The sequence below is a fragment of the Marivirga sp. genome, from assembly GCF_024636815.1.
In the GTDB taxonomy this organism is placed as follows: Bacteria; Bacteroidota; Bacteroidia; order Cytophagales; family Cyclobacteriaceae; genus Marivirga.
Window position 1 is genome coordinate 23765 of the sequence record NZ_JAGXGF010000241.1, and the last position, 19524, is coordinate 43288.

Annotated in this window: 21 protein-coding genes; all 21 read right to left on the reverse strand. The window is 34.9% G+C overall.

Annotated features, from left to right (window positions below; all coding sequences use genetic code 11):
- Positions 1-216: 216 nt before the first annotated feature.
- The 21 genes from Q0L29_RS17335 to Q0L29_RS17435 all read right to left on the reverse strand — a co-directional run bounded on the left by Q0L29_RS17335 (position 217) and on the right by Q0L29_RS17435 (position 18761).
- Entirely contained in the window at positions 217-1245 is a 1029-nt protein-coding gene (locus tag Q0L29_RS17335; protein ID WP_296623723.1) for a glycosyltransferase, read from the reverse strand.
- A complete protein-coding gene (locus Q0L29_RS17340; protein ID WP_296623724.1) occupies positions 1218-2120 on the reverse strand; it encodes an NAD(P)-dependent oxidoreductase in 903 nt (300 codons plus the stop codon). Before Q0L29_RS17340 ends, Q0L29_RS17335 begins: the two co-directional genes overlap by 28 nt.
- Positions 2120-2983 (reverse strand): bifunctional 2-polyprenyl-6-hydroxyphenol methylase/3-demethylubiquinol 3-O-methyltransferase UbiG, encoded by an 864-nt coding sequence (locus Q0L29_RS17345; RefSeq protein ID WP_296623725.1) that lies wholly within the window; start codon positions 2981-2983, stop codon positions 2120-2122. Before Q0L29_RS17345 ends, Q0L29_RS17340 begins: the two co-directional genes overlap by 1 nt.
- Positions 2980-3984 carry a DUF4915 domain-containing protein gene (locus Q0L29_RS17350; protein WP_296623726.1) on the reverse strand — a complete coding sequence of 335 codons (1005 nt, stop codon included), beginning with the start codon at positions 3982-3984 and terminating at the stop codon, positions 2980-2982. Before Q0L29_RS17350 ends, Q0L29_RS17345 begins: the two co-directional genes overlap by 4 nt.
- Positions 3985-4776: a sulfotransferase domain-containing protein gene (locus Q0L29_RS17355; protein WP_296623727.1), complete on the reverse strand. Its 792-nt coding sequence runs from the start codon at positions 4774-4776 to the stop codon at positions 3985-3987.
- Positions 4777-4907: 131 nt separating this feature from the next.
- Entirely contained in the window at positions 4908-6173 is a 1266-nt protein-coding gene (locus Q0L29_RS17360) for an ABC transporter ATP-binding protein (protein WP_296623728.1), read from the reverse strand.
- A gap of 46 nt (positions 6174-6219) precedes the next feature.
- Entirely contained in the window at positions 6220-7083 is an 864-nt protein-coding gene (locus tag Q0L29_RS17365; RefSeq protein ID WP_296623729.1) for an ABC transporter permease, read from the reverse strand.
- A 39-nt stretch (positions 7084-7122) separates the two neighbouring features.
- The gene (locus tag Q0L29_RS17370) at positions 7123-8184 is read right to left on the reverse strand and encodes an NAD-dependent epimerase (protein WP_296623730.1); all 1062 of its coding nucleotides are present in this window, start codon (positions 8182-8184) and stop codon (positions 7123-7125) included.
- A gap of 506 nt (positions 8185-8690) precedes the next feature.
- The gene (locus Q0L29_RS17375; protein WP_296623731.1) at positions 8691-9164 is read right to left on the reverse strand and encodes a PIN domain-containing protein; all 474 of its coding nucleotides are present in this window, start codon (positions 9162-9164) and stop codon (positions 8691-8693) included.
- Between the two features lie 3 nt (positions 9165-9167).
- Positions 9168-9371, reverse strand: coding sequence for a hypothetical protein (locus Q0L29_RS17380; protein WP_296623732.1), 204 nt, complete (start codon positions 9369-9371; stop codon positions 9168-9170).
- Positions 9372-9514: 143 nt separating this feature from the next.
- On the reverse strand, positions 9515-9742 hold the full coding sequence (locus Q0L29_RS17385) for a hypothetical protein (protein ID WP_296623733.1): 228 nt from the start codon (positions 9740-9742) through the stop codon (positions 9515-9517).
- Positions 9743-9770: 28 nt separating this feature from the next.
- A complete protein-coding gene (locus Q0L29_RS17390; protein WP_296623734.1) occupies positions 9771-9968 on the reverse strand; it encodes a hypothetical protein in 198 nt (65 codons plus the stop codon).
- Between the two features lie 102 nt (positions 9969-10070).
- Positions 10071-10268: a hypothetical protein gene (locus Q0L29_RS17395; protein WP_296623735.1), complete on the reverse strand. Its 198-nt coding sequence runs from the start codon at positions 10266-10268 to the stop codon at positions 10071-10073.
- A 240-nt stretch (positions 10269-10508) separates the two neighbouring features.
- Positions 10509-10745, reverse strand: coding sequence for a hypothetical protein (locus tag Q0L29_RS17400; protein ID WP_296623736.1), 237 nt, complete (start codon positions 10743-10745; stop codon positions 10509-10511).
- Positions 10746-10968: 223 nt separating this feature from the next.
- The gene (locus Q0L29_RS17405) at positions 10969-11292 is read right to left on the reverse strand and encodes a type II toxin-antitoxin system PemK/MazF family toxin (RefSeq protein ID WP_296623737.1); all 324 of its coding nucleotides are present in this window, start codon (positions 11290-11292) and stop codon (positions 10969-10971) included.
- Positions 11283-11528: an AbrB/MazE/SpoVT family DNA-binding domain-containing protein gene (locus tag Q0L29_RS17410; protein ID WP_296623738.1), complete on the reverse strand. Its 246-nt coding sequence runs from the start codon at positions 11526-11528 to the stop codon at positions 11283-11285. The genes Q0L29_RS17405 and Q0L29_RS17410 overlap by 10 nt, the downstream gene beginning before the upstream one ends.
- Positions 11529-11847: 319 nt before the next feature.
- Entirely contained in the window at positions 11848-12486 is a 639-nt protein-coding gene (locus Q0L29_RS17415; RefSeq protein ID WP_296623739.1) for a nucleotidyl transferase AbiEii/AbiGii toxin family protein, read from the reverse strand.
- Positions 12441-12755, reverse strand: coding sequence for a hypothetical protein (locus Q0L29_RS17420; protein WP_296623740.1), 315 nt, complete (start codon positions 12753-12755; stop codon positions 12441-12443). The genes Q0L29_RS17415 and Q0L29_RS17420 overlap by 46 nt, the downstream gene beginning before the upstream one ends.
- Positions 12756-13152: 397 nt before the next feature.
- Positions 13153-13680, reverse strand: coding sequence for an ArsR family transcriptional regulator (locus tag Q0L29_RS17425; RefSeq protein ID WP_296623741.1), 528 nt, complete (start codon positions 13678-13680; stop codon positions 13153-13155).
- 1761 nt (positions 13681-15441) lie between these two features.
- Positions 15442-17841: a polysaccharide biosynthesis tyrosine autokinase gene (locus tag Q0L29_RS17430; protein ID WP_296623742.1), complete on the reverse strand. Its 2400-nt coding sequence runs from the start codon at positions 17839-17841 to the stop codon at positions 15442-15444.
- Positions 17841-18761: a polysaccharide biosynthesis/export family protein gene (locus tag Q0L29_RS17435; protein ID WP_296623743.1), complete on the reverse strand. Its 921-nt coding sequence runs from the start codon at positions 18759-18761 to the stop codon at positions 17841-17843. The genes Q0L29_RS17430 and Q0L29_RS17435 overlap by 1 nt, the downstream gene beginning before the upstream one ends.
- Positions 18762-19524 lie beyond the last annotated feature (763 nt).

The following is a 19524-nucleotide window of genomic DNA, read 5'->3' on the forward strand; positions in this document are numbered from 1 at the left end:
AACTATAGGCTGTGAAAATCAAAGGTTAGGATATCTATAGATATACATTCTCGCTCTCTTAGTATATATTTGATATAATATTTAAACCATATATCAAACTACCTCCTTGATTTTTAGAAGTCCTTTCGCAAAAGTTAGAATATCATCTTGATAAAAATAATCTTCTTTTTCAATATCAGACTTCCAGAACACAATCATCAATTGAGCTAATTCTTGCTAGTTTAAAGGATCAAAAAAGGATTTATTCTTATAATTTTGAAGTTGTTCCTTATGTACTTCAATATCAGAGACAATCAAGTATTGATTTAATGATTTACAATCTTCTACAACAGTACTCCATCCTTCAAACAATGACGGTTGTATATTCGCTTTTGCTCCTTTCAATAAATGAAGTTGATCTTCACGGTCCAAAAACCCTAAAAACTTTACATTTGACTCCAATTTATTTTGCTTAATAAAAGTTTGTAATTCATTAAAATACTCTGGACTTCGATAATCACTTTCTTTACCAGAAAAGATAATTTTAATATCTTCTGCTTCCTTCTTTGCTAAAACTAATGCTTCAAAAATAAGTTTGTGATTTTTATGTTTCCAAAACTGATTTGCACAAAAGAAGTAATCGCCTTCTACGCTATATTTCGACTTAACCTTTTTTATCGGCCATTTCAGATCAGGGTTAACAACTGCGAAAGGCAAAATCACTTCAGAAATATCTGAAGATGGAAATAAATTTTTAAAATCTGTATATGAATTAAAACTGCTTAAAACCAGCACCTCAGCATTCTTTGCAATACCTGAGAAATGCTCATTTCTTCTTTTTATTTCTGCTTCCGAAAAAAACTGAGGAAGGTGGATATGCTGAAAATCAGGTATCCAAGATACTCTTTTCAGATTTTGCAAAATGGGAACCTGAGGAGGATTTGGAAAAACGAAATCAATCTCATCTGAGCCAAATATTTTTCCAAAAAACTTTTTACCAAAGAGTCTCTCGGTCAACTTATTAGCTTTTTTTTGCCATTTATTAGTGTTAACAAGAAGCTCATGTTGCAAGTAAGGGTAACTAGTAACTTCTTGGAGCTGTAAAAACTCATCAATAGTCTTTGTAAATATTATTACTACTGGCTTTTCTTTCTCAGGCAAATAATTTAGAGACTTTACTATATTTAAGATATAATACGTCCCACCTATCCAATTTTCATTATAACTATAAATTAACCCTATTTTCGCTCTTCTGCTGGTAGCCATTCAATATATTTAATAAGTCCAGTTTTTAATTCATATTTCACTTCAAATCCTAAATTTTTAAGCTCACTTATGTCTGCACACCATCGTTTAGGATCACCCTCTCTACCTTCACCTTGAAAAGAATATGTACCATCCCACTTAAGCGCCTCAAAAAATAGTTTTACAGCATCGCTTATCCGAACTTCTCTTCCTGAAGCTAAATTTAATACCTCCCCATTAAATTCCCCTACTCTAACCACAATATCAATAGCAATGATGATATCATCAATAAATATGAAATCTCTGGTTTCCTCTCCAGTTCCAAATAATTCTAAATGAATATTTGATTTGCTTTTTTGATACAGATCCCAAAATAACTGCTTCTTCAATCCTGGTCCATAGGCCGAAAAAATCCTAAGATTACAAGTATTGATATTGAAATAATCATGATATTCAGCACATAATTGTTCTGCCATTTCCTTATGAAGCCCATATGGAGAGATAGGCTGCATAGGGGCACTTTCATTAATTGGTAACATGGGAGGGTTACCATAAACAGCAGCCGATGACAAATTAAGAAATTTACATAAAGGAGAATAATTTCTTATCGTTTCAAGAAGTTTGGCTACGTTTACAACATTTAACTGAAAATCACGCTGTGGACGTTGCATAGAATCAGGAACACTTGCAGCTCCTGAACAATTAATACATATATTGAATTCTGTTTTTCTAAATATTTCAGTAAAATCAGAATTTGATGCATCTACTTGAAAATACTTCGGATCATTATAGTCTACTACTACATCGCAACCAAAAACATTATAATCCAATGAATTAAAAAAACTGAATGCATGAGACCCAATAAAGCCTTTTGAACCTATAATTAATATTTTCATTAGTCTTTTTTCAAAATATATGAATACATTCTACCAGGTATCTTCATTTCGTTATTTTCAAATGAAACACCTCTAAATTTTAGATATGAAATGTAGACTTCGAATGCAAGAGGAAACCGACTTATAATTGAATATTTTGTTCTAAAAGTATCTTTAAGCTTGCCAAGCTTGACTTGTGGATCAACTTGTTCTTTTTTCGCCGGAAAATAATTAACAGGCGTATCAAAATATTTATATCGCTTTTTCATTGAAAAACCGGCTTTCTGAAAAGCTTCTTCATACTCCTTTGGATGATAAGCATTTTCTCCCCCGTAGAATTTATGTAACGGATGGCTTTCTAGAAACCACTCCTTATCCTTTTTATCAAAAACCACATGATCTCTTACAGTAATCATATATCCTCCCTGTTTTAGCACTCTATATGATTCTTCGACAAACTTCTGAAGCTCATTGGCATGGTGTAATGCCTGACGAACAAAAACCAAATCAAACGTACCAGATGGGAAACCAATATCTTCAGCAAAGCTTTCATGAACAGATAAATTACCTAAGCCATAATGATTTTTCAACCATCTGATTGCTCCAGCTCCTATAGTATCACTTGGATCAGGTTCAACCGCATCTACTTGGAAGCCATCCAAAGCAAAAGAAACGGCACTGATTCCGTTACCACTTCCAATATCAAGGATTTTACCTTGATTGAAGCCCAGCTCATTAAGCCATGCTTTTATTTCAGAATACTCTAAATCCTGCTTATATCTTTGAAGATTCAAAGATAAGTCCTCTTCAAAATAGGCATTCCTTACCAAGTCTTCGTAGAATGGATCCTTTCGAATCATCTTAATCGTATCTTCCCAAGTCATGAAATCATTGATTTAATCTTTGACTTTAATTTAATAATTATACTTTTCTTTTTTAATTTACCTCTTAGTTCGATCAGCTGTTTTTCCATCAGAGTGATTTGATTTGCAAAGTTTACTGATATAGTAGCATGGTCAGATTCAGAAGCCAGGTTAAAAGATTCGCGTTTTTCCCGTAAAGCTTCATAAAACTCTTCAGGTATCTTTATTACATCATAAATCTCAGGCAAAGGGATTTCAATCTGTTCAATAACACTAAAATTGCTTTTATCAAGAGCAACTATTTGTCCATTCAATCTATCTTTCTTTTTTCTATCCGCATTAACTCCAACCCAGACAGAATCATCCGTTTCTAACATACCCCGAGTAAAACCACCAAGATTGATTATTGCTAACAAAGAATTAGTAGCAAAGTCATATACATTTACGCATTGCTTATGGGAATCACAAACCCACCAATTCTTATCAATCAATCTGGGATGATGTGGCCCGCTGAGCCCCTTAATAATAGGAGTCATACCTTTTAACGAAAAGATAAACCCATTTTTTAAACTATTATTATTCCATTCTCTATGTGTATTAAATGCACCAAATGCCGTAAAATATAAATCATCTTGATAACTCTCAATGCAGTTAATATGCCAGGCATCTCCTTTCCCCCCAGGGTTAATCTCCTCGACAAAGTTCCCTAAAAAATCGTATACCTGAACCGAATTAATGCCTGTTGAAACAACATGTATTTTGTCATTTATAATCTGTATATCATGAACATCATTTGCTTCTCTTAGAAAAATGCGAGATCTAAACCCTTCTTGATCATAAATAATAAGGCACTTCATAGCTCTCACAAATCTAAAAACTAAATTTTTGTGAGCGGTGAGTCCGGTAGAATCCAGAAAGTCTATTGTATCTATTGTGCGACTTTCAGTATCAACAGCAACCAAACCGCCAGTACCTAATCCAGAGTTTTGATAGGCTCCTACACAAGAAATTAGTAGTTTCATTCAATAACCAAGTTTTCTTAACAACTGAAAATTTCTAGTGTCAAATTCATCGATAACCCTACCGTCTACTTCAGCAGAATATTCTCCAACTTTCCCTTTTCTAACAAAGAATGAACCTTTCTCAAATTTTTTAAGTTTCTTTCTTCTAGACCAACCAATACCATTCTCCATTTTTCTCATACTTTCAAAAGAGGTCAATTCTGCAATTAATTTAGCATCATAGTTCTCTATCCCTAAAAAAGAAGCTAAACCTTCAATTTCTTTTACCTTATCCGTTAACATATCTTCATACTTAATAAAAATAATGTTAGAGTCAAAAGGGTTATCTAACCAACTTTGTACATGTTCATTCCAATTCCCAAATGGAGTCTTCCCATCACTTTGATACAGGTCTGAAATCCTTAAATCCGACTTTCCCGTGTTTTTAAGCATGTGATAATAGGATAAAATAGCATCACGTCCATCTCTGATGCAATAAATCACATTTTTGTATTCTTTTTTAGGTAACTCATGATTTTTAAAAAAATGTCTTTCACCCAATCTCAAATAATAGGGGAAATTATACTCTTCCGTTACCAACTGATGCATTAAGTTAATATCGACAGGTTTTGTAATCCCATAGGCTAAATAGCCAACAATTACTTTCATCAAAGTCGTTCCGGATTTTGGATATCCCATTATATATACGTCATTTTCAGTCTTTTCTGATAACGCAGTAAAGCCCATTTTTCTAAATTGGTCGTCTAAACTAGTCTTGTCCCCAAAAAGTCTTTTTTTTATTTCTCTAATCATATGTTCATTTTCTATATGTATAGTGGCCGTATGTCAAGGTTTTGAAATCCAACCTGTTCCAATTGTTTTGAACTATGCAAAAATTGGGGCTCTGTTTCAATAAGTAACTGCTTTTAAGCACCGCTTGAATTCTAGTAACTGGCTTCTAACTCAGGAGCGAAGTACCCAGGCATCATAGGATTGTAATTGGAGCTCTTTTGAAATTTTTCCACAGAGAATGAACCTACTATATCAGGCTTCATTAATAGTTGAATACCTGGCTGACCAGCATGCAACCTTATTTTATAATTACCTGTGTTAAAAAGCTCTGGTTGAATGGTAAAGGAAACAACATATTCCCCTGGTTCTTTTAAGGCTGGCTCAATGCTGTGAGAAGAATAGGTAAATAATATCTGGTCATCTTGTGCCAGAATAGCAAGTACGATTCGCATATTATGAAGTTCTTCTGTGGTTCGGTAAGAGAACTGAATAAGAATGGCATGATCGCTGGAAAAAGTATTAGTCAATTCATCGGAACTTCTATTTTTAATCTGAAGTTGAATAGGTTGAAAAACGCCGTTGCTTTCTTTAAACTTTACTAGAGGTACTCCCAAATCACCTTTCCCTTCTGAGAGATAATTGTCAATTACTGCTTCAATATTCCCCGAATAACTAATTTCTCCATTTACTAATAATACTCCTCTATTGCATAACTTGCGTATACTGCCCATATTATGACTCACAAATAACACCGTTCTTCCACCTCCTGAAGAAATATCCTTCATTTTGCCTATGGCCTTTTTCTGAAATTCGGCATCTCCAACGGCTAATACTTCATCCACAATTAGAATTTCCGGCTCTAGGAACGCTGCCACAGCAAAGCCCAATCGCACTTTCATACCTGAACTGTAACGTTTTACAGGTGTGTCAGCGTACTTTGCACAACCGGCAAATTCCATTATCTCTTCAAATTTGGAATCAATCTCTTTTTTAGTCATGCCGAGAATCGTACCATTGAGATAGACATTCTCTTTCCCCGTCATTTCAGGGTGCATACCTGTTCCTACTTCTAATAAAGAAGCTACTCTACCTTTGATTTTTATATTTCCAGTAGTAGGTGCTGTAATTTTGGACAAGACTTTCAAGAGTGTACTCTTGCCTGCGCCATTTTTTCCAATGATTCCAAGCACCTCCCCTTTTTTTACTTCAAAATTAATACCCTTTATTGCCCAGACACTTTCACCTTTCTCTGCTTTTTGTGTTCTATCATTAGTGGAGCCGATCACACCAAATGGATCTTCATTACCCCTTATTTTAGCCCACCAACGATTGAGATCATGAGAAATGGTTCCAGTTCCTACTTCCCCGAGCCGGTAAAGTTTAGATAAATTTTCAACTTTTAATACGATATCTGACATTTGTGTTTACTTCTTATTATCTCATTAAAATAACCAAAAAAAATACTTAAACTGTATCCATAAAGTTTCGCTCAGTCCTATTAAAAATAATAATCCCAAAGAAAAGGACCACCACAGTAAATAAAAATGAATAGGCTAAATACAACCAACTAAACTGGCCCGTTCCCAGAAGAGCAAAACGAAAAGTTTCCACTATTGGCGTAATCGGGTTCATCAAAAGGAATATTTTATATTGCTCAGGAACTGAAGATAAAGGGTAAATTACAGGCGTGGCATACATCAGTAATTGCACCGCAAAAGTGATCAAAAATTTCAAATCCCTGTACTTGGCTGTTAAACTAGTAAAAATAATTCCAGAACCCAATCCTAAAAAGCCCATTAAAACAATCAATAACGGAATCAAGATGACATAATAGTTAGGTTCAATGGGTGTCCCAATTATCAGAAAGTAACTGTATACAGCTAAAAAAAACAAAAACTGAATCACAAATTTTAGAAGACCTGAGGTTATTTGACTCAATGGTGTGATTAAACGTGGAAAATACACCTTACCAAAAATTCCTTCATTTTCTTTAAAGGTATTAGAGGTTTTATTGAAAGACTCTGCAAAATACCCCCATATTACTATACCCGATAGGTAAAACAAAACTTTTGGTAATCCATCGGTAGATATTTTGGCTATGTTCCCAAAAACTAAAACATAGATAGCCGTAGTTAAGATAGGCTGTAACACGAACCAAACAGGCCCCAAAATGGTCTGTTTGTAAACAGTGATAACATCTCTTTTCACAAACATTAATAGCAAATCTCTGTATCTCCATAATTCCTTGAAATTAAGGGATATTGCTGAGGTTTCAGGCTTAATTTCTATGTCCCACTGCTCTTTATCCTGAATTTTTTCTTTTACCATTTTCACTTTGTTGAAGCCCTTTATACGTTAAATCTTACTTTATAATAGATTTATTTGATAATTCATGAACCAAGCCACGAATTCATGTATTCCTTTTTTAAGCTCTGTATTTGGCTGATAATGAAAATCATTGATCAAATCCTGCACATCTGCATAAGTTTTTTGCACATCACCCGCCTGCATGGGTAAGAATTCTTTATCTGCAGTTTTACCCATTGCATTTTCCAATGCCTCAATATAATCCATTAATTTAACAGGTTTGTTATTTCCTATATTGTATAATCTGTAGGGAGCATTTGAACTGCCGGCATCAGGCAAGCCAGTATCAAAATCTTTATTGCTTTGGGCAGGTTTATCCAATGCGGCCATCACTCCTTTTACGATATCCCCCACAAAAGTAAAATCTCTTTCCATATTACCATGGTTGAATACTTTTATTGTCTCCCCTTTCCAGATGGCTTCAGCAAATAGATACAAAGCCATATCAGGCCTTCCCCAACTGCCATAAACGGTAAAAAAACGAATGCCTGTTGTCGGAATATTAAACAAATGACTATAGGTGTGCGCCATCATTTCATTACTCTTTTTAGTGGCAGCATAGAGTGACAATGGATGGTCGGTATGATGGTGCACCGAAAATGGCATTTGCGTATTGCTTCCATATACAGAGCTCGAAGAGGCGTAAACTAAATGCTTTACAGGGTAATGTCTGCAAGCTTCTAAAATATTCAAAAAGCCTTGTACGTTAGCATCCAAATATGCTTGTGGGTTTTCTACTGAATAGCGAACGCCTGCTTGTGCTGCTAAGTTGATGACATGGTCAAATTGCTCTTCTTCGAATAATTGGTAGAGGTATTCTCTGTCGCAAAGGTCGGCTTTCACAAATTGGAAATTAGGATATTGCTCGCTGGGTACTAATTGATGATCTTCAACAAGTTCTCTTTTGATGCCGAGCTCGTTGAGGCGGCCGTATTTGAGGTTTACATCATAATAATCGTTGATGTTGTCGTAGCCGATAACGGTATCGCCTCGCTCAAGGAGGGCTTTAGTTAGATGGAATCCAATAAATCCGGCAGAGCCGGTAACAAGTATTTTTTTCAAATGTATATTTTTTTATTAACAGCAAAAGCTGTTTTTGATTAACCACAAAAGTGACAAAAAGAGAACAAAAGAACAGCTAAAGCTGTGAAAGGTTTAACCACAGAGTTTCTCTAAGATTTTCACTGAGGTCACAGAGAAAATATCTGCTAAAGCTGATTATTTTTTTTACCACCACTTGTCCCGATCTATCGGGAAAGGACAGCTAAAGCTGTGAAAATTTCTCGCTAAGACGCGATGGCGCAAAGTTTACGCAAAGAAAAATATAAATTTATAATTATTTTGGATGTATTCAAAAGCTCCTTTTTTATTAACGTTGCGAGGTCTCTGCGTCTTAGCGTCTCTGCGAGAGTCACCCAAAAGCCTTAGGCTTTCAAACCAATACAGCCAATTTATCCCGTATTTATCGGGAAAGCTGAGTGGTAGGAATAAAGCAAATTACAAGGAATTGAATAGCATTAATTAAGTTGACAAGTTATTAGGTTGACAAGTTATCGGGTTTTTAGGTTTTAAGGATTTTTAGGTTTTCGTTTACTTTTAAATTTCTTTTTTAGTAGAAGTTCATGAAGTTCTGAGGTGGAAATAGTCCTGAGATAACCTTTATCTTTTAATCCTTTTACCAGCACCTTGTCTCCTGTCCAAAGTAATGATTTTAAATGGTTATTTAGTGCGACAAAAAGTGTATCATCTTCATCAATATCAGATGTTAATTTGTATGCTTTCTTTAATGATGAATCAGAAAGAAGAACATCATCTACAAATCGAATTTTAGTAATAATTAAATCATAGATTTCCTCAAACTTGTCATTTGAATATCCAGTGATTTTTAAAATCTTTTGGGAATGATTTGATATCTCTTCCTTTAAATAATTAATTGAATAAAAATCAAAATACTTAGACCCATTAATTAAAATCTGTCCAATACTGCTATTTGGATTTAAAATTGCACTAAATACGATATTAGAATCAACCGTAATTTTCAATTTCTACAACTTTCTTTCTTTCTTTATTTTCTTCCACATAGAAGCATTGACTTCCTTTGCAAGCTTATCAACATCTGATTGTTTTGCTTTTGAAGTTGAAGTTAGCTCCTTATACCTCAAATAATCCAACATATCCTGCAATTCAGATAAATCTATATTTGATGGAAGCCTGACGAGTATCTCATCTTTTGTTCTTTCTATTTCCATGATTGAATATACTTAAATTCTATAATTAGAAGCTTGAATTACTGGGAAAAGTTCTGATTTACAAAAAGTAATAAGTAGTAGGTAATAAGTTTTAAGTGTTTTTAATTCTTTGTGTCTTGGTGACTTCGTGGTTCAATTCAGCCTTAGGCTGTTCTAGAATTAATTGATTTTCTTACAATCTCAACTTCCTCATCAATTGCTTTTAAATCCAATTCATCAGTTTTGAAAGTTTCAAGTAGGCGAGTTAGTTTAGAATCAATTACTTCCTTCTCTAACTCCTTAGATAGCTTAATTTTTTGTTTCTTTGGCAATTGCTTCACTAAAGAAAGAATTTGATCGAAAGTAAGATCTATTTGCAGTGCGGTTTTCATATTGCTTAAATTATTAATTTACGAATTACTAATAATTAATTATTCTCTCATCAGAAAGAGACTTTTCTTCCCAAGCTTTATCCGCTTCCTCTCTAGTTTTCTTAAGTAAAAATTTAGACATTTCTAACTTCAGCTCTTCAAGATGATGGTCAGGCACATCGGCAGCAAAAAGCTTTAAAAGCTCCTGTTGAACATTGCTTAGAGGTGTTTTCAATTTATTTTGCATAATTGAATATACTTAATTTTAAACTAATTACATAACTCAATAATATATTCATTTAGTTTCAATCCTTGGTAGTCTAATTATTAATTACAAAATTCCTAATTTTCAATTCCCTTTAGCCCATTCCTTCATTGTTTCTTCACTCCAGCCTTTTTCGTCCCAAAGTGCATCTACTTCTTTAGTGACTTTATCCGCAAAATATTGAGCAATCATTTCCCTAATTTCGTCCCATTGCTCTTGTGGCAAATCATAACGAAACATCTTAAGTATTTCATGTATGTATTTTACTTTAAGTTGCCACATGGAATTCAATAAATTTTATTAATTCTCTTTTTGTAAATTGAGAATTCTAAAATTTATGCTCATTTCAAATTGAGTATTATTTAATGAATTTTCCATGATTGAATATACTTAATTTCTATTAGATAGAAGCTAGATTAGCTTGGAAAAGTTCTGATTTAATAGAATTTATAAGTACTAAGTCGTAGGTATTAAGTAAGATGCTAATTCTTAAAGTGATAATCAATTAACAACAATTCGTAATTATTTTATCCCAATCAGTTCATTAACAGAATAAATATCATCTATAGCTAAAAAGGATAAATTTGTATCATCAATGATTTCAAAATCTTCCCTTTCACTATGCGTTAAAGCCTGAATTTTAGGGAATTCATTCAATGGAACAGTAAAAAACCTATTATTACTTAAATTAATAACCATTTCTGATTGTGTGAATTTCACATTTTGAATATTCGGTAAAGTGGTAGTAATTACGCTCATAATCTGATAGCTTTAACTTCTTTTTGATGATAAATTTCGCAAGGGAAAGTGTCAGACTTAGTCCATTTAACGGTCAGACGCCTTATGCGTCAGACCGTAGCTGACATATTTAAGTGATGCAATGATCCTTACTTTTTAATATTTTCTTTGTGTCTTTGTGTCTTTGTGGTTCAATACAGCCTTTGGCTGTCTTCTTTTCTTAGCGTCTTAGCGGTTTAAAAAGTTAATCCACAAAGGTTTCTTTTATAATACTTTTAACTTCTTTTATCTCGGGTTTTGATAGTCTTCCTAAAGGTTTAAGTATTCTTTGTTTATCAATTGTTCTTATCTGATCGAGCACAATCCAACCCATTTTGTTATCATGTTTTATTTCCACTCGCGTGGGATAATTTTTTGAACTTGTAGTCATGGGAGCAATGACTATGGTCCTCAGGTATTTATTCATCTCATTTGGAGAAATCACAACGCAAGGTCTGGTTTTATGGATTTCACTTCCGATTGTAGAATTCAAATTGACTAAAACGATTTCATACTGATTTATTTCCATTCGTTCAGACCTTCATCTTCAAAGACATCATTAAATAGTAATTTGTCATCTTTATTCTCAGACATTTCCTTAAATGCTTCCTCCCATCCTTTCCGAGGTTTTGCGAGCGGTTTAATAATAATCTGTCCTTTTTCTAAAATTAAATCAACCTTATCTTTTATATTATATTTCTCTAAAATAGTCTTACTAAACCTGATTCCTTTAGAATTGCCAATCTTTACAACTGAAACTTCCATAAGTTCTTATCTTTATTGTAATTACAAAGTTACTACATTATTTCACCAAAAGAAGTCTAATCGGAGAAAGGTTTTTACAGCTAAAGCTGTGAAAGTTAACCACTAAGTTACTCTAAGTTTTTCACTAAGGGCACTAAGGACAGCCGAAGGCTGATTATTTTTCTCGCTAAGCCGCGGAGGCGCAAAGTTTACGCAACGTTATTAAATTGCGAAAATGTAAATGCTGTTTAAATCTCAAAATTTTTCCTTTTAACCTTTCTTTGTAGGGGCTCTGCGTCTCCCGACCTACTGTGCGGGACAGGTTATGTGGTTCAATAAATCAAATCGAATTCATATAATCTTGATGGACTTTCAAAATTTTAGATTTTACTTCTTCCCAACTTAAGTCATATAGTAATTCAGGTTCAGAATCAGGGTATTCTTTAACCTGCTCTTCTGCATCATCAAAATAGATTAAACTTTTAAGGGCTAAATAAACCGATCCATCTTTATATTTTTCCTTGTAAAACTCAATCATTTGTTTCAATGAAAAATGCTTTAACAATTCATACAAATCAATAAAGTCTTTTTTGCTACCTCTTCCTGTTATTGCACCAATTTTCATGGCAGCTATATCTTTTAAGCCAGCAAGTTTTATATTATCCCAAACTATCGCTTCCTCCAGCCAAGGATAATTGTATTGTACCAAATCCAATTTAATGGAATTGCAATTATATATCTTTATTAATTTGCTGACTTTTAGAGGATAGGTTTCTCCAAAATCATTTAGAATACCTTCAATTTCAAATGGCTCAAGATTTATATTGCCAAAGAAATCCAAGTCCACTGATATTCGATGTCCCAATTGTAATGCAAGTGAAGTACCTCCTACTAATCTTGTCTCAGTACCTAAATCCGAATTAGCAATAGATTTTAGTAATTCCAGGGTATCTCCTGTGATTGTCTCAAGATGTAGCATCTAAATTTTTCTAATGGAACATTTGCCACTGTGGCGATAAAGTTGGCACTTATTTTATCTAAATCCCTTAATTTCATGGCAATCTCAGCAATCTTAGGAATGCCATATTTCTTTTGGATGATTTTCCAGTCTTCCAGCATGCCGTATTCCAATACCCTATGAATCACCAAAGGGGCATTTTTCTCAAAGCTCAGTTTGGAACGGTCATATTCCCAAAACAAATGTTTGCTGAGCTGCTCAAATTCCGGGTCTGGGTTTACTTTATGCATTTAATAAAGATACTAATTTCTGCTTAACTAGTGAAACAGCCTAAGGCTGATTTAATTTTAACCGCAAAGCTACACTAAGTTATACACCAAGGAAACTAAGAAATAGCCGAAGGCTATAAAAACTCTCGCAAAGACGCGAAGACGCAAAGTTTTACGCTAAGGAATTGATTAAATTCATTAATCAATTTTTTATTTGGATAGCTATTGCAAAATTGTTCAATGTAACGAACGATTTTAATTGATTTTGTTCAGTCTAACGGAAATTATTAATTCTATAATTATTAATTACTAATTAACTCTCATTCGTAATTCCAAAATTCGTAATTATCTCCCTTTGTGAAACTTAGTGAAAAACTTTGTTTACTTTGTGGTTAAACTAGCAGCCTTTGGCTGCCAATCAGCTTTCCCAAAGCAATAAACCCGCCTCAGCAGTCGGCACTTGCCCCATAAACTCCTGCGGGTTCATATATAGAAACCTGATTTTACGATCAATTTTCTTTTCCGCTATGCCTGTCATATTCGCTATATAATCGTGATTAAAATGATTGCCTACCAATAAGAAATCAATAATACCGCTGTCCACTCCTTTGGCATACTCCCCTATCAAATACACTTTATCCAACTCTCCTACCTTACCAATGATTTGTTCGATAATACGGTCAATACCAATATATTTTTTAATGATGCTATGAATATCTTCAAATAAAGGATGTTGGGTATTGGCTTGATACACTTTTTTATTGCCTTTCACATCAGCCTTGAGCATACCGGCTTCCTCAAATTTATTAAGTTCCAGACGAATGGCATTAGTGCTTTCTCCAAATTCCCCCTCCAAAGAACGCAAATAGCTCTTAGTCTGAGAATTCAAGAAGAATTTCAGTAGAAGCTTTATACGGGTTTTAGAAGTGATGAGAGTGTCTAGCAATTTATGTTGTCAAGTTTACAAGTTTTCAGGTGTTTAGGTTGTCGTAGCGCAGCGGAGATCCCGAGAGGAACGAATCGGGAGAAGTTGGAAGTCAGCCCCCTAGCCCCCAAAGGGGGAATAAAGCCCTAAGTCGACAGCTTATGGAGGATTCTAGTGAAGTTTTATTTTTTATTTAGGTTTTTGGCAGGAATATTTATTCAATCTGCTTTTGTCCTGCTTTGTGCCTATAGGCTGTTAAAAATTGATATAAGGTTGAAGAATCAATTATTAATTACTAATCAAAAAAGGTCCGACCTAGTTACCTGCTATCCAATTCTGTCCCTGATGCTATGATTAATACACAGGCTGCAAACTCCCCCGCCAGCTGGCGGGCTGGGGGGCCACAGCTCCGCCCTTTCAGTCCCATTGAGGAACCTAGCAAAGCGCTATTTGACTGCTATATCAAGATTTAATCCTTCCATAGGCCTTACTGAAGCAACACCCCTATGGTCCCCTCAAGGGGACAGCCTCACAGATTAATATTTGCATAAAACAATGAGATTATGGCTACTCTTTATTTTAGCAAAATCCTTGTAATCTCTATTGCTGTTCAGTTTAAGAGACTGCGAAGACTTGATATAAATCGAGTAGAATAACTACTCAATTATAAATTTATGAGAATAATTTTTGATTTGCAATAGGAAATAAAAAAATATAATCAAATAGTGGAATATTAGGGTGAAAGAGAATAGCTGAGCGATAACAATATAGGTATAAAAACCCCTCATCCGCTGGCTAGCGGAAGCTCCCCTAAAACAGGGGAGCAACAGGCCTGTGATTCAAAAGAACCGTTTGTGCACAGAGTTTATTTTTAGGCCCGAAGGGCTGATATATCATAAAGTAGGGTGAAGCCCTACGTAAAAAAAATCGAGATACAAAAGCCCTGAAAGGGCTTCGGGGTCAGTTTGTTTATACACAGGGATTCACCCTGTGTTAAAATATGACGTCTTATCAGGACTAAATTAAGAAAAATAAATGTCACTCAAGTAAGACAAGAATTTAAAAAGGATTCAATTTTATACAAAGCGTAACTTAACGACATTGAGCTCGCGGAAGATCCCCTAAAACAGGGGAGCAGCAGGCCTGTGGTTCAGATGAACAGCTTGTGCACAAAGTTTATTTTTGTTAAAAAGGATAAAAAGAATACAAAACTAGCTAGAAGCAGTGTCCTGCTCCCCTCCTTACCCAAAGGAGGGGTGTCCGCTAGCTAGCGGACGGGGTGGTTTCTACTGGCTGGAAGATGAAGTTTTAGAGATGTAATCAAAAGTTAACAACTTGGCTATTTCCGTTTAACGGTCAGACGCGAGATTCGTCAGACCGTGGGCTGGCTTTTATTTGCTTTGCGAAACTCCGTGAAAAGCTTTGTTCCCTTAGTGGTTAATAACACAGCCTTTGGCTGTCAGATTGCTTCATTTCTCTCGCAATGAGGTATAAGCTAACTTTTTCGTGATTATTTCGGTTAATCATAGCCTTATGCCAACATTTTTCTTTGTGAAACTTCGTGAATAGCTTTGTTTTCATTGTGGTTAAAAGCAGGGGCTGGCTAATGCAGTAAACGGTCATATGCCAAATGCGTCAGACCGTGGGCTGGCTTTTATTTGCTTTGCGAAACTCCGTGAAAAACTTTGTTTTTCTTTGTGGTTAATTACATAGCCTTAGGCTGTCATTTAGTTTTCTTTGCGTCTTGGCGCCTTAGCGGTTAGAACAGCCTTTGGCTGCCTGTCACTTCTTCTTAAAAAGCCCTTTCTTTTTCTTCAACCTATCCTCATCATAATACCCATACCCATAACCACCATAGCCCATACCGTAGATATAACCACCATAGTAACCATAGCCCCTTCTGCGCAATTCAATATCATTAAAGATCACAGACATCGGCTTTATTTTACCTTCATTATAAAGGCCATTGACCATGCTCAGGGCTTGTTTCATACTTACCCCTTGTCTTACAATCAAAAGTGTATGATCAACATGCGGAAGTAATTCCATTGCATCAGCAACCAAACCAATAGGGGAAGTATCAATTACAATGGCATCAAATTCCTTTCGCAATTCAACCATCAAATCATTCATTTTATCACCAGCTAAAAGCTCAGATGGATTAGGCGGAACAGCTCCAGCCCCTACAAACCATAAATTATTGGTCTGTCCATTGATTACCACTTCATCTTTCTCAGCATACCCCGCCAAATATTCACTTAAACCTTTATCAGGATAAGCCTCAATGAAATCAGTCAGATTAGGCTTTCGCATATCCGCACCTATCAATATGGTTTTTCTTCCGGATGCAGCTAGCGTATAAGCCAAATTCAAAGAACAGAAAGTTTTTCCCTCCCCACTTACTGAGGAAGTCACCATAAAGGATTTGGCCTGCTTTTTATCTTTGCCCTGTAGATATTTTAAGTTAGCTCTCAATGCCCTGAAGGACTCTGCTACCAATGATTTAGGCCTATCTTTTACGATGGTATTGGTATCGTCAATTTTATGGGCAATATTTCCTAACAATGGCATATCGGAATTTCTATCCAAATCATCTTTGTCCATGATACGTGGATTTGTAAAGTCTTTAAGGAAGAAAAATACCACGGGCAGCAATAACCCCAAGGCCATGGCCACCAATAAATTTCGTTCAGAATTTGGCCTAACCGGATTATTAGAATAAGAAGGTGCCTCAATCAATTGATAATCTGAGGTGGCTGATGCTTTAGAGATAGCCGCTTCCGTTTTTCGCTGAAGGAATAAATCAAAAAGATTCTGATTCAATTCAAAAAGTCTTTTTGCTCGGCTCAATTCCCGCATTTCTCCTTGTAGCTCACTCATAGAACCCATTAAGAAATTGCTCTTTTGATTGATTTCCTGGAGCCTTTCTCTATTAACTTCTTTATAGCTCCTTAAAGCCTCAAAAATATTCTTTTCAAGCCTTTTCCGCATGCTATCTTCCCTATTGACCAGCGGGTTTTTATAGTTTTCGGAATTACGATAAACTTTATCTTCCTGCTTTTGCTGAATGTACTGGTTGACTAAATCATTTAAAAGCGGGGCATCCAATCCTATTAAACTTGGAGCAAATACGCCAGATGATCTTTTTTGATTAATATAGCTTTTTAGATATTCGTAATAACGCTCTTGCAGCAGTACTTCAGCTTTTTGTTCATCCAGTTCGTTTAACTTCATGAAGATCGTTTGGCTCCCCAAAGTCAATTCACGGTTCTCCATCTGCAAATCATCAATAGTTTCCTGAAATTGGATGATAGAATCTGAAATCATAGCCATTTGTTCATCAATGAAATTGATGGTGTTTTCCAGATTTTGGTTCTTTTCTTTCAAGCCCAGCTCCTCCACTACCTCATAATAGGTATTCATGAACTGAATGTCTTTTTCAGGAATAACACTTTCCATGTACATATTCAAAATAGCAGACCCTTGTTGCTGCCATGAAATATTTAAGCGCTTTTTATATTCACTGACTAAATTTTCATTTCTGTTGATGACAAAGAAAAACTTATTCTGGACCATCGAGGCTGAACCATTACCCCCTCTTATTTCAAATATCCAGTCTCCTACCTCGTAAGTTTGATTGTAATTGAAATTCTTATCTTCCAACAATTTTTCCCACTGATCAGAACCTTCGACATTAAATCTGAATTGATTATCAGATTTTTTATTTACAAAAATATTAAAGCCATAAGGGACAGTACTTCCTGTTAAAGTGTCTATCACCACCTGATAACCATTCCCATTTTTTTGCTCTACCGTTTTTACATAGCCTTGAGCAAAATAGCTTACCCTAAAATTTAAGCGGCTAATCGTTTCTGCTATTTTTTGATTGGACTTTAATAGTGGAATCTCCTCATATACTTCTTGAGTACCCCCTAGAAAATAACCCGCATCTACTAATCCGGGGATAACCGATTTATTCTCACTAAATTTTTTTGTGATAAACTGACCTTTAATGGAATAAACAGGATTTGCATAACGATTATATAGAATTCCTAAAGTAGTGAAAAAAGCAAAAAAGAGAATGATAAAAGGCCATCTCCTTAATATTTTTAATAAATATTTAAGAAAATTGATAGGTTTCTCTTCTTTTACTACCTCGTCTTGAAAGTCAAATCCGTTCATTAATTGGTTTGATTTAAGATGATTAAAACAAGCGAAAGTGTAGAAGCTGCTACGCCAACAATAGTTGAAGTAGCGGGTAATAAATAATTTCTTGTTTGTCTGGCTCTAAGTGGTGGTACAACGATTAAATCATTAGGTTGTAAATAAAACCCCTTTTGAGCCAGCATATCTTCTCTAAGCGTATTTATGTAGTAAACTTTGGCCTCGCCTTCTTCAAATCTTACTACTTTCAAACGAGTTCTATCTGCAAAATCAGTTAAATTTTCAGCTAAGCTGATGGCATCAATCACATTAGTTTCCGGATCAAAAGAAGTGTATCGGCCTTCATTATTGACTTCTCCTAGAATTGTAAAATGGAAACTTAACAATTGAATTCTAATAACAGGAGTCTCAAAATAGTTCTTCAGTTTCTCTTTTATTAAATCTTCTGCTTCCGGTAAACTTAAACCTGATAATTGCACTCTGCCGATTTCGGGTAACTCAAGATATCCTTCTCTGTCCAATACAAAACCGGTTTGTTGTCTGTCGAGCATTATTGGAGCAAGCCCAGAACCTTCTTCACCTCCGCCACCAACACCTTGCATACGCATATTTTGACCACCACCACTTGCATTTCCTTGATTGTATTGGTTTAACCTTCTGATTATACCCAATTGTTCTTCGTATTTTTTTACAAAATCAAATTCAGCTGGGGTCAAACTGGCAATTCGGAGCGAAATAATGTCCTCAGGCTGTAATTCGTAGGCTTTATTGTAAGTCTGATAAGTACGGATAATACTGTCAGATTCCATCACCTCACCCTTTTCAGGGTCATTGGGGTGCTGTAAATAGACAATATCTCTATTAGGAACACAAGAACTGAAAAATATTCCTATTACAATTATATATAGTAAATTTCTAATCAACATTTCTTTTTTCAAATAACAAAAATAGGGATTTAAATTAGTAATTAATAATTAGAGAATTAATAATTGGTGCAAAATTTCAGTAGCTAGTATTAAGATTATAAATTTTAGATCCAAGAAACAAGATGCAAGACATTCACACTTTATACTTCCAGTTATTCATTTCTAATTCTAACCTTTTTAACCACTAAGTTTACTAGAAGCCAAATGATTAATGTCCGGCATTTGCAATGTCTGACATAAGCACGGATTAATTAAACCACAGAGAACTCAATTTATACTCAGAGTTTCACAAAGATGGAATATTGGTTTATATACAACCCCTCATCCACCAGCTGGAGGAAGAGCAGCAGTGAGTGTAATAAATTAGTAGTCTGCCTAAGAAAATCACCTTGTGCGACATATGTCAAGAATTGATAAGAAAATTGAAATTCTAAACTGGCTAGCAGCAGTTCCCTATTCCCCTCCTTTTTTTTAAGGAGGGGTCGTAGGACGGGGTGGTTGTAGTTAATTTATAAAATTAGCCCATGTCAGACATATTACTAAAGCAGTCTTTTTCAGAAATCTCCTTTTTCTGTTCACACACCACAAGATTTATTGATAATCTTAGCCTATGTCGGACATTTTATTGACTAGGGTAGGAATTTTGAGATAGCTTCCTAGAAGCCAAATGATTAATGTCCGGCATTTGCAATGTCTGACATAAGCACGGATTAATTAAACCACAGAGAACTCAATTTATACTCAGAGTTTCACAAAGATGGAATATTGGTTTATA

Excerpts from the sequence above, each read along its gene's own strand:
- Q0L29_RS17410 (WP_296623738.1), bottom strand. The coding sequence starts at position 11,528 with ATGGAAGTTTCAGTTGTAAAGATTGGCAATTCTAAAGGAATCAGGTTT.
- Q0L29_RS17415 (WP_296623739.1), bottom strand. The coding sequence starts at position 12,486 with ATGCTACATCTTGAGACAATCACAGGAGATACCCTGGAATTACTAAAA.
- Q0L29_RS17335 (WP_296623723.1), bottom strand. The coding sequence starts at position 1,245 with ATGGCTACCAGCAGAAGAGCGAAAATAGGGTTAATTTATAGTTATAAT.
- Q0L29_RS17380 (WP_296623732.1), bottom strand. The coding sequence starts at position 9,371 with ATGGAAATAGAAAGAACAAAAGATGAGATACTCGTCAGGCTTCCATCA.
- Q0L29_RS17355 (WP_296623727.1), bottom strand. The coding sequence starts at position 4,776 with ATGATTAGAGAAATAAAAAAAAGACTTTTTGGGGACAAGACTAGTTTA.
- Q0L29_RS17350 (WP_296623726.1), bottom strand. The coding sequence starts at position 3,984 with ATGAAACTACTAATTTCTTGTGTAGGAGCCTATCAAAACTCTGGATTA.
- Q0L29_RS17390 (WP_296623734.1), bottom strand. The coding sequence starts at position 9,968 with ATGCAAAATAAATTGAAAACACCTCTAAGCAATGTTCAACAGGAGCTT.
- Q0L29_RS17395 (WP_296623735.1), bottom strand. The coding sequence starts at position 10,268 with ATGTGGCAACTTAAAGTAAAATACATACATGAAATACTTAAGATGTTT.
- Q0L29_RS17405 (WP_296623737.1), bottom strand. The coding sequence starts at position 11,292 with ATGGAAATAAATCAGTATGAAATCGTTTTAGTCAATTTGAATTCTACA.
- Q0L29_RS17430 (WP_296623742.1), bottom strand. The coding sequence starts at position 17,841 with ATGAACGGATTTGACTTTCAAGACGAGGTAGTAAAAGAAGAGAAACCT.
- Q0L29_RS17340 (WP_296623724.1), bottom strand. The coding sequence starts at position 2,120 with ATGAAAATATTAATTATAGGTTCAAAAGGCTTTATTGGGTCTCATGCA.
- Q0L29_RS17345 (WP_296623725.1), bottom strand. The coding sequence starts at position 2,983 with ATGACTTGGGAAGATACGATTAAGATGATTCGAAAGGATCCATTCTAC.
- Q0L29_RS17400 (WP_296623736.1), bottom strand. The coding sequence starts at position 10,745 with ATGAGCGTAATTACTACCACTTTACCGAATATTCAAAATGTGAAATTC.
- Q0L29_RS17365 (WP_296623729.1), bottom strand. The coding sequence starts at position 7,083 with ATGGTAAAAGAAAAAATTCAGGATAAAGAGCAGTGGGACATAGAAATT.
- Q0L29_RS17385 (WP_296623733.1), bottom strand. The coding sequence starts at position 9,742 with ATGAAAACCGCACTGCAAATAGATCTTACTTTCGATCAAATTCTTTCT.
- Q0L29_RS17360 (WP_296623728.1), bottom strand. The coding sequence starts at position 6,173 with ATGTCAGATATCGTATTAAAAGTTGAAAATTTATCTAAACTTTACCGG.
- Q0L29_RS17420 (WP_296623740.1), bottom strand. The coding sequence starts at position 12,755 with ATGCATAAAGTAAACCCAGACCCGGAATTTGAGCAGCTCAGCAAACAT.